General features: G+C 73.0%; 12 protein-coding genes and 1 pseudogene. 5 read left to right on the forward strand and 8 right to left on the reverse strand.

Annotation, left to right across the window (positions count from 1 at the left end; translation table 11 throughout):
- From AC162C_RS05450 to pepT, 4 genes and pseudogenes are all read left to right on the forward strand, one after another.
- Positions 1-889 (forward strand): annotated as a pseudogene (locus AC162C_RS05450) (hypothetical protein); the annotation flags it as partial.
- Positions 890-971: 82 nt separating this feature from the next.
- Complete coding sequence (locus AC162C_RS05455; RefSeq protein ID WP_484096693.1) at positions 972-2,063, forward strand: sigma-70 family RNA polymerase sigma factor; 1,092 nt, start codon at positions 972-974, stop codon at positions 2,061-2,063.
- 90 nt (positions 2,064-2,153) lie between these two features.
- Entirely contained in the window at positions 2,154-3,494 is a 1,341-nt protein-coding gene (locus tag AC162C_RS05460; protein ID WP_484096665.1) for a M20/M25/M40 family metallo-hydrolase, read from the forward strand.
- On the forward strand, positions 3,491-4,789 hold the full coding sequence (pepT, locus tag AC162C_RS05465; protein ID WP_484096666.1) for a peptidase T: 1,299 nt from the start codon (positions 3,491-3,493) through the stop codon (positions 4,787-4,789). The genes AC162C_RS05460 and pepT overlap by 4 nt, the downstream gene beginning before the upstream one ends.
- Before the next feature lie 98 nt (positions 4,790-4,887).
- On the opposite strand, the gene AC162C_RS05470 is transcribed toward pepT, so the two are convergent.
- The 5 genes from AC162C_RS05470 to AC162C_RS05490 all read right to left on the reverse strand — a co-directional run bounded on the left by AC162C_RS05470 (position 4,888) and on the right by AC162C_RS05490 (position 9,327).
- The gene (locus AC162C_RS05470) at positions 4,888-5,247 is read right to left on the reverse strand and encodes a winged helix-turn-helix transcriptional regulator (RefSeq protein ID WP_484096667.1); all 360 of its coding nucleotides are present in this window, start codon (positions 5,245-5,247) and stop codon (positions 4,888-4,890) included.
- Between the two features lie 42 nt (positions 5,248-5,289).
- Entirely contained in the window at positions 5,290-6,813 is a 1,524-nt protein-coding gene (locus AC162C_RS05475; protein WP_484096668.1) for an amidohydrolase, read from the reverse strand.
- Positions 6,810-7,994 carry a glycine C-acetyltransferase gene (locus AC162C_RS05480; RefSeq protein WP_484096669.1) on the reverse strand — a complete coding sequence of 395 codons (1,185 nt, stop codon included), beginning with the start codon at positions 7,992-7,994 and terminating at the stop codon, positions 6,810-6,812. Before AC162C_RS05480 ends, AC162C_RS05475 begins: the two co-directional genes overlap by 4 nt.
- Positions 7,995-8,067: 73 nt before the next feature.
- Positions 8,068-9,099, reverse strand: coding sequence for an L-threonine 3-dehydrogenase (gene tdh / locus AC162C_RS05485; protein WP_484096670.1), 1,032 nt, complete (start codon positions 9,097-9,099; stop codon positions 8,068-8,070).
- Between the two features lie 12 nt (positions 9,100-9,111).
- Positions 9,112-9,327 (reverse strand): dodecin family protein, encoded by a 216-nt coding sequence (locus AC162C_RS05490; protein ID WP_484096671.1) that lies wholly within the window; start codon positions 9,325-9,327, stop codon positions 9,112-9,114.
- 125 nt (positions 9,328-9,452) lie between these two features.
- Here AC162C_RS05490 and AC162C_RS05495 point away from each other — a divergent pair, with 125 nt between their 5' ends.
- Positions 9,453-10,634: an acyl-CoA dehydrogenase family protein gene (locus AC162C_RS05495; RefSeq protein ID WP_484096672.1), complete on the forward strand. Its 1,182-nt coding sequence runs from the start codon at positions 9,453-9,455 to the stop codon at positions 10,632-10,634.
- A gap of 3 nt (positions 10,635-10,637) precedes the next feature.
- On the opposite strand, the gene AC162C_RS05500 is transcribed toward AC162C_RS05495, so the two are convergent.
- The 3 genes from AC162C_RS05500 to AC162C_RS05510 are packed head-to-tail and all read right to left on the reverse strand — an operon-like array spanning position 10,638 to position 13,395.
- Positions 10,638-11,693, reverse strand: a complete 1,056-nt coding sequence (locus tag AC162C_RS05500; RefSeq protein WP_484096673.1) for a phospholipase D-like domain-containing protein — start codon at positions 11,691-11,693, stop codon at positions 10,638-10,640.
- Positions 11,669-12,259: an HhH-GPD-type base excision DNA repair protein gene (locus tag AC162C_RS05505; RefSeq protein WP_484096674.1), complete on the reverse strand. Its 591-nt coding sequence runs from the start codon at positions 12,257-12,259 to the stop codon at positions 11,669-11,671. The genes AC162C_RS05500 and AC162C_RS05505 overlap by 25 nt, the downstream gene beginning before the upstream one ends.
- Entirely contained in the window at positions 12,256-13,395 is a 1,140-nt protein-coding gene (locus AC162C_RS05510) for an Ig domain-containing protein (protein WP_484096675.1), read from the reverse strand. The genes AC162C_RS05505 and AC162C_RS05510 overlap by 4 nt, the downstream gene beginning before the upstream one ends.
- Positions 13,396-13,417: the final 22 nt, after the last annotated feature.

Here is a 13,417-nt window from a genome sequence, read left to right on the forward strand (position 1 = left end):
CCAGACCGACCGGCACGCGCCGGTCCCGGCAGAGGCCACCGAGCCCCGCGACGGGCTCCCGCCGCTCGCGATCGATCTCGGTGTGCGCACGGATCGGGAGGCGGCGGACCTGCGGCGGGCACAGGGCCTGTACGAGCGCGGTGACCTCGTCGCCGCGCGTCGCCTCTACGAGGCGCACTCGTCGCTCGAGGCGCGGGTCGGTCGTGCGATGACGACGTGGCCGGAGGACACGGTCGACCTGCTCAACCGGCTCGCCGGGCTCCACCCGCAGAGCCCCGTCGTCCAGCTCAACCTCGGCCTCGCCCTGCTCTGGGCGAACGCGGGCGGGGCGGAGGACGCGTGGCGGGCGGCGGCCGATGCGGCGCCGGACTCCCAGTACGCCGTGACCGCCGGGAACCTCCTCTACCCGCAGTTCGCGCCCGACCTGCCGCGCTTCGTGCCGAGCGAGTCCCTGCCCCCCGCCCTCGGGAAGCTCTCCGCCGACCGCCAGCTCGCGCAGCTCGAGCGCCTCGCGGAGCAGGGCGACCGGCTCGGCACGCTCTACTACGGGGTCGCGCTCCAGCGCCTCGGACGCCAGCAGTCGGCGGGCCGCGTCCTCGGGCGCCTCGCCTCCGCGCGCCCGGACGACGCCGAGGCACAGGTCGCGGCCGCCGTCGCGCGCTTCGACAAGGCCGACCCCGCGGCCGCGTTCTCGCGCCTCGGCCCGCTCACGAGGCGCTTCCCGAAGGCGGCGACGGTGCGCTTCCACCTCGGGCTGCTGCTCCTCTGGTCGGGCGAGGTCGAGGAGGCGCGTCGGCAGCTGCGGCTCGCGCAGCAGGTCGACCCCGGCTCGCCGCTCGCCCGCGAGGCGGGGCGCTACCTCGCCGAGCTGCGCCGGGTCGGCTCGTGACGTACCGTGCGGTGCGCCGATTTTTGACGGAGCCGCGGACGGTGGCTACCGTGACCGTGCACCGCGACGGAAAGGGGCGGTCCTGAGCGACGAGCATCCGGGGAGCCCACTCCCCGCCACCCGCGAGACGGTCCTGGAGGCGGACGAGGCGCGCGCGCTCCTCGAGGAAGGGCGCGCGGCGGGACGACTCGACGCCGACGCCGTCGCGCTGGTGCTCGACGAGCTCGGCCTCGACGCCGGTCAGCTCGACGCGTTCTACACGCAGCTGGAAGAGGAGCAGATCGAGGTCGTCGACACGTCGAGCGAGCGGGACCGTGAGCGCGAGCGGGCGTGGGAGGCGAGCGCCGAGATCTCGACCGACACGCTCCAGCTCTTCCTCAAGGACATCGGCAAGGTGCCGCTCCTGACCGCGGCCGAAGAGGTCGAGCTCGCGAAGCGGATCGAGCGTGGAGACCACGCCGCGAAGCAGGCGATGGTCGAGGCGAACCTCCGGCTCGTCGTCTCGATCGCCAAGCGGTATCGGAACCAGGGTCTTCCCTTCCTCGACCTGATCCAGGAGGGCACGATCGGGCTCGTGCGGGCCGCGGAGAAGTTCGACTGGCGCAAGGGGTTCAAGTTCTCGACCTACGCGACCTGGTGGATCCGACAGGCGGTGGCCCGGGCGATCGCCGACAAGGGCCGGACGATCCGGATGCCGGTGCACGTCGTCGAGAAGCTGAACAAGATCCATCGCTCCGAGCGCAAGCTGCGCGCGGAGCTCGCGCGCGAGCCGACGACGGCGGAGATCGCCCTGGACGTCGAGCTCCCGCTCGAGGAGGTCGAGCAGATCCGGCGCAGCGCCCAGACCCCCGTGTCGCTCGAGAAGCCCGTCGGCGACGAGGAGGAGAGCGAGTTCGGGCACTTCCTCACCGACGAGTCGATCCCGCTGCCCGAGGAGCAGGCCGAGACGGCGTTGCGTCGTGAGGCGCTGCGCTCGATCCTCGACAGCCTCTCGGAGCGCGAGCGCGCCGTCCTCGAGTTGCGCTACGGGCTCGACGGGCAGCAGCCGCGCACCCTCGACGAGGTCGGGCGGGCGTTCAACGTGACGCGCGAGCGCATCCGGCAGATCGAGCACCAGAGCCTCAAGAAGCTGCGCGCCCTCGCCGAGGCGAAGGACGTCCGCGACGTCGCCTGACGGGCCGGGCGATGCGCTCCCGGCTCGCCCCGCCGTCCGTCGCCACCGTTGCCGCGCGTCGCGCCGCCGGCCGCCCCTAGAATCGTGCGGGTGCAGCTGCCGCCGCTCGACGCACTCACGGCCGAGCTCTCCGGGCTGATCGCGATCCCGTCGCTCAGTGCCGATCCCGCGCACGGCGACGACGTCGACCGCGCAGCGGCCTGGGTCCGCGACGCGGTCGTCCGCGCCGGCGGGGAGGCAGGCGTCGTCACGATGGAGGGCCGCCCGCTCGTGGTGGGAGAGGTGCGCGCGTCGCGCGGCGCGGAGAGGGCTCCGACCGTGCTCGCGTACGGTCACTTCGACGTCCAGCCGCCGGATCCGCTCGAGCTCTGGGAGTCGCCGCCGTTCGAGCTCGTCGAGCGCGACGGGTGGCTGTACGCCCGCGGCGTCGCCGACGACAAGGGGCAGCTGTACATGCTGCTGAAGGCGGTGGAGCTCCTCGCGGCCGCCGGGGAGCTCCCGGTCAACGTTCGCGTGGTCTGCGACGGGGAGGAGGAGGTCGGAGGGCACACCGTGGTCGACTGGCTGGATCGGGACGAGCGACTCGCGGATGCCGCGGTCGTCTTCGACTCGAGCTACGTCGAGCGCGGGGTGCCGGCATTCAACGTCGCGGTGCGCGGCGTCTGCTACCTCCACGTGACCGTCCGCACCGGCACGCGCGACCTCCACTCCGGGCTCTATGGCGGGGCGGCGCTCAATGCGATGCACGCCCTCGTGCGGACGCTCGACGGCGTCCTGCCGCGCGAGGACGGCCGTCTGCCCGAGCCGCTACGGGAGGGCGTGGCGCAGCCGACGGCGGAGGAGGTCGCGGGGTGGGAGCGGCTTCCGAGCGGCGCCTCCGAGCTCGCCGCTGCCGGGGCGCGGCCGTCCGACGCGCGCGGGGCGGAGGAGTTCTACCTCCGCACGTGGGCCGAGCCGTCGCTCGACGTCAACGGGATCCTCGGCGGGTCGCCGGTCCTCCAGAAGACGGTGATCCCCGTCGAGGCGCAGGCGAACCTGTCGATCCGGCTCGTCGGCGACCAGGATCCCGACGTGATCGTCGCCGCAGCCGAGCGGCTCCTCCGCGAGTCCGCCCCCGCCGGGGCCGAGGTCGACGTCGAGGTCTGGACGGCGAGCCCGCCGGGCCTCGTCCCGGTCGACGCGCCGGCGGTGCAGCTCGCACTCGACGCGTTCGAGCACGTCCTGGGCGTCCGGCCCCTGCTCGTCCGCACGGGCGGCGCGATCCCGCTCGTGTCGGCGCTCGCCGCGCGAGGCGTCCCCACCGTGCTCACCGGGTTCGCCCTCAACGACTCCAACATCCACTCGCCGAACGAGCGGCTGCCGACCGAGCACCTCACCCTCGGGCTCGAGGCTGCCTGCGAGCTCTTCCGGCGGCTCGGCCGGCTCCGGTGAGCCAGGCCGCAGACCCGCGCTTCTCCTGCGCGCTCGCGGAGGAGCTGGCGGACGACGTGCTCCGGCGCTTCCTCCGCTACGCCCGGATCGACACGCAGGGCGACGTCGACTCGACGACCTCTCCGAGCACGGCGAAGCAGCTCGACCTGTCGCGTCTGCTCGCCGACGAGCTCCGCGCGCTCGGCCTCGCCGACGTCGACCTGACGGCGCACGGGCCCCTGCTCGCAACGCTGCCGGGCACGGTCGTCGCGGCACCGACCGTCGCCCTGATCGCGCACGTCGACACGTCGACCGACGCGCCGGGAGGCCCGGTGACGCCCATCGTCCACGCGCGCTGGGACGGGAGGCCGATCGTCCTCCCGGGCGATCCCTCGCAGGTGCTCGACTCGTCGGCCCTCCCGGAGCTCGACGAGTGCGTCGGCCACGACCTCGTCACCAGCGACGGCACGACGCTGCTCGGCGCCGACGACAAGGCGGGGGTCGCGGCGATCATGGGCGCGGTCGCCCATCTCGTCGACGACGACCGCCCTCGCGCGCCCGTCCGCCTCGTGTTCACCGTCGACGAGGAGATCGGCCGCGGAACGGATCACCTCGATCTCGCGCTGCTCGGCGCCGCCGCCGGCTACACGCTCGACGGCTCGGGCCGCGGCGAGCTGGAGGTGGAGACGTTCTCGGCGTACAAGGTCACCGTCAGGATCACCGGTGTCGGCGTGCATCCGGGCTCGGCGAAGGGGAGGATGGTCAACGCGGTCAAGCTCGCCTCGGATCTCGTCGCGTCGCTGCCGCGCGACCGGCTCTCCCCCGAGACCACCGAGCAGCGGGAGGGGTACCTGCATCCCCTGCGGATCGTCGGCCGGCCCGCCCGCGCGACGGCGTGGTTCCTCGTGCGAGACCACGACGACGACCTGCTCGAGGAGCATCTCGCGTTCCTGCACGGCCTCGTCGACGAGCTCCGTGCGCGCGAGCCGCGGGCGACGGTGGACGTGCGGGTGGAGGAGCAGTACCGCAACATGCGCCGTGCGCTCGACGGCCGTCCCGACGTCGTCGAGGCCGCGGTCGAGGCGATCCGGCGGGTCGGGCTCGAGCCACGGTTCGAGCTCATCCGTGGCGGAACCGACGGCGCCCGGCTCACCGCGCTCGGGCTGCCCACTCCGAACCTGTTCACCGGTGGGCGCCTCTACCACTCGGTGCGTGAGTGGGTCTCCGTTCAGGACATGGCCGCAGCGTCCGCGACGGCGATCGAGCTCGTGCGGCTATGGGGCGAGCGCGCCGCCGCGGTGCCGACCGGGGGCTGATCGGGCGCGGCCCGTGCGCGTCGCGGCCGGCGACCCCGGCACCGGTCTCGTGAGGCGGTTCAGCTCCCGCGCGCGAGTCGGCTGCCGCCGCGTCGACCTCAGTCGTCGTGGACGCCGCAGCCGAGCCAGTCGTGCCCGAACCGCCGCATCGCGTCGATGATCGGGAGCAGTGCCCGGCCCTTGTCCGTGAGCTCGTACTCGACGCGCGGCGGTGACTCCGCGTAGCTCTGGCGCACGAGCATGCCCTGCGCCTCGAGCGTGCGGAGCCGCTCGGCGAGCGTCCGTGGGCTGATGCCCGCGCACGAGTGCTCGAGCTCCGTGAAGCGACGCGGGCCCTCGGAGAGGTCGTGGACGATCAGCACGGTCCACTTCGCGCCGACGATCTCCGCCGCTCCGGCGACGGAGCAGGTCGGCACCTCGTGCACGGGGAGCATCGTGCGCTGCTCGGTCGTCGTCATGCCGTCATTGTACGTCCGGGCCGGGTGTGCGCCGGGCCGCCGTCACCACGGCGGAGGGTTGTGCACCCAGCGCCCGCCGACCATCGTCGCCACGACCTCGACGGCGTCGAGCTCGTCGACCGGGCTCTCGAGCGGGTCGCGGCTGAGGACGACGAGGTCGGCCAGGAAGCCGGGGAGGAGCTTGCCGCGGCGCCGTTCGTCTCCGGCGAGCCATGCCGGCGTCACCGTCGACGCGAGCAGTGCCTGCTCGACCGTGAGGCTCTCGTCCGCCCGCCAGGAGGGACGCTCGTCGAGCGTCCGCCGCACGCCGGCGCGGACGCCGGCCAGCGGATCGAGCTCCTCCACCGGCGCATCGGAGCCGTTCGCGACGACGGCTCCCGAGTCCCAGAGGGAGCGGAAGGCGTACGTTCCCTCGAGCCGATCACTCCAGAAGCGCTCGGCGAGGTCCCGGTCCGAGGGGGCGTGGACGAACTGCACCGAGCACGCGACGTCGAGCGCGGCGAACCGCGCGAGGTCCTCGGGTGCGACGCACTGGGCATGCTCGATCCGCTGCCTGAGGCCGAGGGGCTGCCACTCCGCGCGGGTCGCCTCGAAGGCGTCGAGCGCCTCCCGGTTCGCGCGGTCGCCGATGGCGTGGACGGCGACCGGCCAGCCTGCCCGGGCCCCCGCCCGGATCACCTCCTGCAGCTGCTCGCCCGACGTGATCGCCACGCCGGACCCGTCGAGCATCCACGCCGTTCGCGACCCGAGCGTCCCGTCCATGAACGCCTTCAGGTAGCCGAGCCGGAGGAAGTCGTCGCCGAGCCCCGGGCGGAGACCGAGCGCCTCGAGCTCGGCCAGGCGCTCGTGGGGGAGGGACTGCCACACCCGCATCGTCAGTCCCTCCCGGGCGTGGATCCGGCCGAAGATGCCGGGTGATCCGAGCCAGCCGTCCTTGTCGTGCACCGCCGCCACGCCACGGCTGTGGGCGAGGCGGATCCCGGCACGGGTCGCCTCCACGTACTCGTCCTCGCTCGCGAGCGTGTGGCGCTCGCGGAACGTCCATGCCGCCTCCTCGCGCAGGATCCCGGTCGGCTCCCCGCGCTCGTCCCGCTCGACGACGCCGCCCTCGACCTCCAGGTCGCCTCTCGCACGCGCGAGTGCCGCCGTGTTGAGCCACAGCGAGTGGTAGTCCTTCGCCCACAGAGCCGTCGGCGTGGCGCCGGTGACCGTGTCGAGCGCGGCCGCCGTCGGGCGTTCGGCCCAGGCCGCGTCACGCCAACCGGTTCCGCGGATCCACTCGCCCGTCGGCTCGTACGCGCGGACGCGGTCGAGCGCCTCGTCGAGCCCGGCGGCGCCCTCGAGCCGCACCTGGCGCTGTGCGAGCGACCACGACGGGAAGTGCACGTGGCTGTCCGTGAACGCGGGCATCACGCAGCGCCCGCCGAGGTCGACGCGGTCGGGCGTGGGCAGGGCCCACTCGTGCGTACCGACGCCGCCTGCGATCCGGTCGCCCGCGATCGCGAGCGCCGCGGCGCGCGGCAGCGACGCGTCCATCGTGCGGACGAGGCCGTTCTCCAGGATCACGTGCCGACCGCCTCGCGGGCGGCCACGAACGCGTCCACGGCGCGCTCGAGGTCGGCACGCGTGTGGGCCGCCGACATCTGCGTCCGGATGCGCGCCGTGTCGCGGGGGACGACCGGGAAGGAGAAGCTGACCGCGTACACCCCGCGCGCGTTGAGCTCGGAGGCGAACCGCGACGCGAGCACCGCGTCCCCGATCATCACCGGGACGATCGGGTGGTCGCCGGGGAGCACGTCGAAGCCGAGCTCGGTCATGCGCGAGCGGAAGAACGCCGTGTTCTCGACGAGCGTGTCCCGCAGGGCCGGTGAGGACTCGATCAGGTCGAGCGCCGTCAGCGTCGCCGCCACGACGTGCGGCGCGACACTGTTCGAGAAGAGGTAGGGCCGGGAGCGCTGCCGCAGGAGCTCGACGATCTCGCGTCGGCCGGAGACGTACCCGCCGCTCGCGCCGCCCATCGCCTTGCCGAGCGTGCCGGTGACGACGTCGACACGCTCGGTGACGCGGTGCAGCTCGGGGGTTCCGCGCCCGCCGGCCCCGACGAAGCCCACGGCGTGCGAGTCGTCGACCATCACCAGCGCGTCGTGCTCCTCGGCGAGGTCGCAGATCTCGTCGAGCTTCGCGAGGTACCCGTCCATCGAGAAGACGCCGTCGGTCGCGATCATCCGGTACCGGGCGCCGGCCGTATCGACGAGCCGCGCCCGCAGCTCGTCCATGTCGGAGTTCGCGTACCGGTGACGCTGCGCCTTGCAGAGCCGGATGCCGTCGATGATGGAGGCGTGGTTCAGGGCGTCGGAGATCACCGCGTCGTCGGGGCCGAGCAGGGCCTCGAAGAGCCCGCCGTTCGCGTCGAAGCACGAGCTGTAGAGGATCGTGTCGTCGGTGCCGAGGAACGCGGACAGGCGCGCCTCGAGCTCCCGGTGGATCGCCTGCGTGCCACAGATGAAGCGGACGGACGCCATGCCGAAGCCCCAGCGGTCGAGCGCCTCGTGGGCTGCGCGCACGATCTCGGGGTGGCTCGCGAGGCCGAGGTAGTTGTTCGCGCAGAGGTTGAGCATCTCGCCTCTGCCCTCGACGTCCACGTGCGCCGACTGCGGTGTCGTGATCACGAGCTCCTGCTTGTACAGGCCCTCGGCGCGCAGCTCGTCGAGCCGCCGCGTCAGGTCGTCCTTCAGCAGTCCGTACATGGAGCCTCCACGGGTGTGGCGGGCCCGGTCGCGGGCCGCGGCCGTTCGGGTCGGACGCACGGGCCGGCGACGGTCACGCGTCCGTCCAGTCGAGCAGGACCTTGCCGGCCTCGCCGGACGCGGCGATCCGGAACCCCTCCTCGAAGTCGGCGTGCGAGAAGCGGTGGGTGATCACCGGGGTGATGTCGAGGCCGGACTGGAGCAGCACGGACATCTGGTACCAGGACTCGTACATCTCGCGCCCGTAGATGCCCTTGATCGTGAGCATGTCGAACACGATCTTGTCGAAGTCGATCGAGACCTCGCCGGACGGGATCCCGAGCAGCGCGACGCGGCCGCCGTGCGCCATGCTCTCCAGGATCGAGTGCAGTGCGGCCTCGGAGCCCGACATCTCGAGCGCGACGTCGAAGCCCTCGGTCATGCCGAGCTCGCGCTGGACGTCGCGGAGGTCGCGCGCGGACGGGTCGACGGTCACCGTCGCCCCCATGCGGGAGGCGAGCTCCCGGCGGTAGGAGTTCGGGTCGGTGACGACGACGTGGCGGGCCCCGGCGTGCCGCACGACGGCCGCGGCCATGCAGCCGATCGGCCCGGCCCCCGTCACGAGCACGTCCTCGCCGAGCACCGGGAACGCGAGTGCCGTGTGCACGGCGTTCCCGAAGGGGTCGAAGATCGCGGCGGCGTCCTCCTCGATCCCCGGCCAGTGGTGCCAGATGTTCGTCATCGGCAGGGCGACGAGCTCGGCGAACGCCCCGGGACGCTGCACGCCGAGCCCGATCGTGTGGGCGCACAGGTGACGGCGCCCCGCCATGCAGTTGCGACAGCGGCCGCACACGACGTGCCCCTCGCCCGAGACGACGTCACCGGGGTGGAAGTCGCTGACGTTGCTCCCGACGTCGACGATCTCCCCGACGAACTCGTGGCCGATCACGAGCGGAACCGGAATCGTCCGCTGCGCCCAGTCGTCCCAGCGGTGGATGTGGACGTCCGTCCCGCAGATCCCGGTCTTCCGGACCCGGATCAGCACGTCGTTGATCCCGATCACCGGCTCCGGGACCTCCTGGAGCCACAGTCCCGGCTCCGCGTGTGCCTTGACGAGGGCCTTCACTGCGGCCGCGTGTCAGTCTCCGGTCTCGTACTTGAACGAGATGCCCAGCCGCACCCGGTAGCTCGCGACCGTGCCGTTCTCGATCGTGACGTCCATGCGCTCGACCTCGGCGACCCGCAGGCCCCGCACGGTCTGGGCGGCGGTCTCGACCGCGCGCCGCGCGGCGTCCTCCCACGACGTCGTGGACGCGCCGATCACCTCGGTGACCCGGTAGACGCTGTCGGACATCGGTGGCACTCCTTTCGCTCGAGTGGCCTCTGCCGAGAGTCTCTCACTCGGCGGCCGTCGATGAGGCACGTCCCGGGGGTCGGCGCGTGCGTGGAGGGACGGCGGCCGGCGCATACACTGCGGCCGTGGCCTGGGACCCGCTCTCCGACGAGCAACGCGAGCTCCGGGAGCTCGTGCGCACGCTCGCGCGCGATCGCGTGGCGCCACGGGCGGCGGAGATCGACGCGTCGCACGCATTCCCGTGGGACATCGTCGAGCTGTTCCGGGAGCAGGCGGTCTTCGGGCTCTTCTTCGAGGAGGAGCACGGTGGCACCGGCACGGGGACGCTCCTCAGCCTCGTGGCGATCGAGGAGGTGTCGAAGGTCTGCGCGACGTCGGGCCTGATCCTCGCGGTGCAGGAGCTCGGGTCGCTCGGGTTGAAGCTCGCCGGGTCGGACGAGCAGCGCGCGCGGTGGCTGCCGCGGCTCGCGTCCGGCGAGGTCCTCACGGCCTACGCCCTGACCGAGGCCGGATCTGGCTCGGACTCGGCGGCGATGCGGACGACGGCGCGACGCGACGGCGACGCGTACGTGCTCGACGGCACGAAGCGGTTCATCACGAACGCCGGGGTCGCAGGCCTGTACACGGTCTTCGCGAAGACCGACCCCGAGGCCGGCCACTCCGGGATCTCGGCGTTCCTCGTCGAGGCCGACACGCCCGGGTTCGAGGTGTCGCGGCTCGAGCCGAAGATGGGGATCGCCGGGTCGACGACGGGCGAGATCCTCTTCGAGGGCTGCCGGGTCCCGGCCGCGAACCTGCTCGGCGAGGAGGGGGGAGGCTTCAAGCTCGCGATGCGGATCCTCGACCGCTCGCGGCCCGGCGTCGCCGCACAGGCGCTCGGGATCGCGCAGGGTGCGACCGACTACGCGCTCGAGTACGCGCGCACGCGCGAGACGATGGGGAAGCCGATCGCCGAGCACCAGCTGATCGCCGCGAAGCTCGCCGACATGGAGACGATGTGCGAGGCGGCACGCGGCCTCCTCTACCGCTTCGGCCGCATGGCCGACGAGGCGGTGGACGATGCGGAGCTGACGAAGGCGTCCGCCATGGCGAAGCTGCTCTGCGGTGACGTCGCGATGCAGGTGACGACGGAGGCGGTGCAGGTCCTCGGCGGCTACGGCTACGTCAAGGAGTACCCGGTCGAGCGCTTCATGCGCGACGCGAAGATCACGCAGATCTACGAGGGGACGCAGGAGGTGCAGCGGCTCGTGATCGCCCGCGAGATGCTCAGGGAGACACGGGCCTTCCTGCTCGCAGGCGTCGCCTGACCGTCAGTGCGCGTTCGGCGGCGTCGCCCGCGGGTAGCGGGCGTGGAGCCCCTCGACGTAGTCGGAGAGCCGGTCGGCGACCGCCGTGTCGTGGATCTCGAGCATGTTCTCGGCGTTCTCCTCGCCCGACCGCGACAGGTTGAAGCTGCCGACGAAGGCGACATCGTCGGCGACGACGACCTTGGCGTGCATGAAGTCCTGCACGCCGCCCCGGCGCCACGGCGTGGACGCCTTCCCGGCGAAGCGGCCTCGCGTGAGGATCTGGTGCAGCAGCGGGATCTTCCAGGCGCTCGCGGGGTTGCGCCGCCACTGGCGGAAGACGTCGTCGACCTGCGTGTCGTCGACCACGCCGACGACCGAGCACCGCCTCTCGGTCGCGACCTCGACGAGCGTCCCGAGGATCGGCCCGGCCGTGAGCACCGGCGAGGCGAGGCGGACGCGCCGCCTGGCCCGCCCCACGTGCTTCGCGATGCGGTGCGAGAGCGACTCGCCGAAGCCGGGGGCGAACCACGGGCGGACCGTGATCCCGTCCACGTCGACCGGGCGCGGCTCGACCGTGCCGGCCCCGGCGACCTCGCCCGCCTCCCAGAGCTCGTCGAACGCGAGGGTGAACGCGGTCGCCAGCGGCTCGGAGCCGAGCACCCGGACGGTGACGTTCTCCTGGCGTGTCCAGGAGTCGTCCGTCCAGTTCGTCGACCCCGTCCAGACGTCCCGGCCGTCCCGCACGACGAACTTGTGGTGCATCAGCGCCTGGCCGCCCGCGACCCCGCGTGTCTCGACGGGCAGGGCCTCGATCGCGTCGGGCTCCATCTCGGGCGGCGGCGGCACGGGGATCGGGCCCGGATGGTCGACGTTGTAGAGGATCCGCACGGTCACACCGCGCTGCTGCGCGGCGAGCAGCGCCGCGAGCACGAGTGCCCCCGCCTCGGTCTCGACGCGCACGTCGTAGAGGGCGAGGTCGAGCCGGTGCTCGGCGGCGCCGAGGAAGCCGGCGACGACCGCGGCGACGTCGAAGGCGCTCTGCCCGCCGTCGGTCAGCGTGTCGAGCTCGATCGCCACTGGGGCGCGCTCGCCCCCCGAGCCCGCAGCTCCGCCTTGTGGGCGCGCTTCTTCGCCTGGTAGTCCTCGAGAGCCTCGGTCGAGTCGACGTCCCCGAGCGTGGGGTACGCGGGGACGAGCGTCCGGGCGACGGCGACGTCGAACCGCTTCGCGAGCACCGAGCCGAGCGCGATCACCTTCATGTCGCCGAAGCCCGGGAGCGCGCGGATCCGATGTTCCAGGTCATCGCCGTCACGGGCCTCGGCCCACACGCGCGCTGCGTCCCCGTCGTACTCCGAGGCGACGAGCGCACAGAGCTCCTGGATCCGTCTCGCCATCGTGCCCGGGAACCGGTGCACCGCCGGCTTCTCGCGACAGGCCGCCTCGAGCGCCGCCGGGTCCATCGCCGCGATCGCCCGGGCGTCGAGCGCGCCCAGCCGCTGCCGGAGCTTCAGCGGGCCGCTGAAGGCGGTCTGCACCGGCACCTGCTGGTCGAGTGCGAAGCCGATCAGGAGCGCCAGCGGCTCCTCTGCGAGCAGCGCGTCCGCCTCCGGGTCGCCGGTGAAGTGCAGCGCCTGCGGGGTCATCGCAGCCGGAGCACGATCCGCGTCGTCGCCTCGCCACGGAGTCGGTCGCGCGCGCGCACCGTGACCGGATAGGCCCCGCGCTTGAGGGTGCGGCCGACGAGCGTTCCCGTGCGCCGGTTGAGCCGGATCCCGACGGGCAGCCTGCCGGCGATCGCCTTCCACTTCAGCGGTGCGACGCCGCCGATCGTCCGCAGCTCGATCTCCACCCGCTCGCCGCGGGGAACGGAGACGCCCCCGCGGGTGACGATCCGGAGCTTGCGGGCGACCTCGATCTCGACCGAGGCCGCGACGCTGGTGCCGGCCGCGTCGGTCGCCGAGAAGGTGACCGGGAACGTCCCGGCGCGCGTCGGCGTGCCGCTCACCGCGCCCGTCGCCGGATCGAGCGTCAGGCCCGGCGGGAGCGGAGCCTCGCCGACCGACCAGGTCACCGGCGCGACGCCGCCCGTGTGTGCGAGCCGGAGCACGTACGGACGCCCGACCTCGGCCGGCCGCGGCTCGGGAGCGACCACCGTGAGCGCCTGCACGACGATGAACGCGAACGACTTCTCCCCCGAGCGCCGGAACGGCTCCTCGACCCGGATCACGACCTGCCACGCGCCCGCGACCTCGGGCGTGCCGCTGATCAGGCCCTTTGCATCCATCGTCAACCCGGGTGGGAGCGCGCCCTCCTTGACCAGCCAGCGCGGCTCGTCGTAGCCGCCCTCGAAGCCCGCGTACTCGAGCTGGAACGCGTACGGCACCCCCGGGGCTCCGGCGGGCACCGACTCGGTCGCGACGTAGAGGTCGGGGAGCACCGTCATCGCGAACCGCCCCTGGGACGGCACCGACACACCCGGGCAGCCCTCGTCGGCGAGCTCCACCCAGAAGACGTAGTCGCCCGCGGCGGTCGGCGTGCCGACGAGCTTGAGGTCGCGTGTCACCTCGAGGCCGGGCGGCACCGTGCCCGCGATGTGCCGCGTGTAGTACGACTGGATGCAACCCTCCTCGCCCTCGAACTCGTACTCGTACGGCGTGTTCACCTCTCCGGCGGGCGGCTGCTTGTCCTGGTTGATGTCGAGTGCGAGCGCGCTCGAGACGACGAGCGCGGCCAGTGCGACGGTGAGCAGGGCGGCGAAGCTGATCCGGGCGAAGCGCATGCGGTCTCCTGGGTCGACGACG

The sequence above is a fragment of the Gaiella sp. genome (assembly GCF_057140465.1).

What these genes read in the sequence shown, in the direction of transcription:
- AC162C_RS05470 (WP_484096667.1), bottom strand. Translation starts at nt 5,247, where the DNA reads ATGACGACGACCGAGCAGCGCACGATGCTCCCCGTGCACGAGGTGCCG.
- AC162C_RS05480 (WP_484096669.1), bottom strand. Translation starts at nt 7,994, where the DNA reads ATGTACGGACTGCTGAAGGACGACCTGACGCGGCGGCTCGACGAGCTG.
- AC162C_RS05490 (WP_484096671.1), bottom strand. Translation starts at nt 9,327, where the DNA reads ATGTCCGACAGCGTCTACCGGGTCACCGAGGTGATCGGCGCGTCCACG.
- AC162C_RS05505 (WP_484096674.1), bottom strand. Translation starts at nt 12,259, where the DNA reads ATGACCCCGCAGGCGCTGCACTTCACCGGCGACCCGGAGGCGGACGCG.
- AC162C_RS05510 (WP_484096675.1), bottom strand. Translation starts at nt 13,395, where the DNA reads ATGCGCTTCGCCCGGATCAGCTTCGCCGCCCTGCTCACCGTCGCACTG.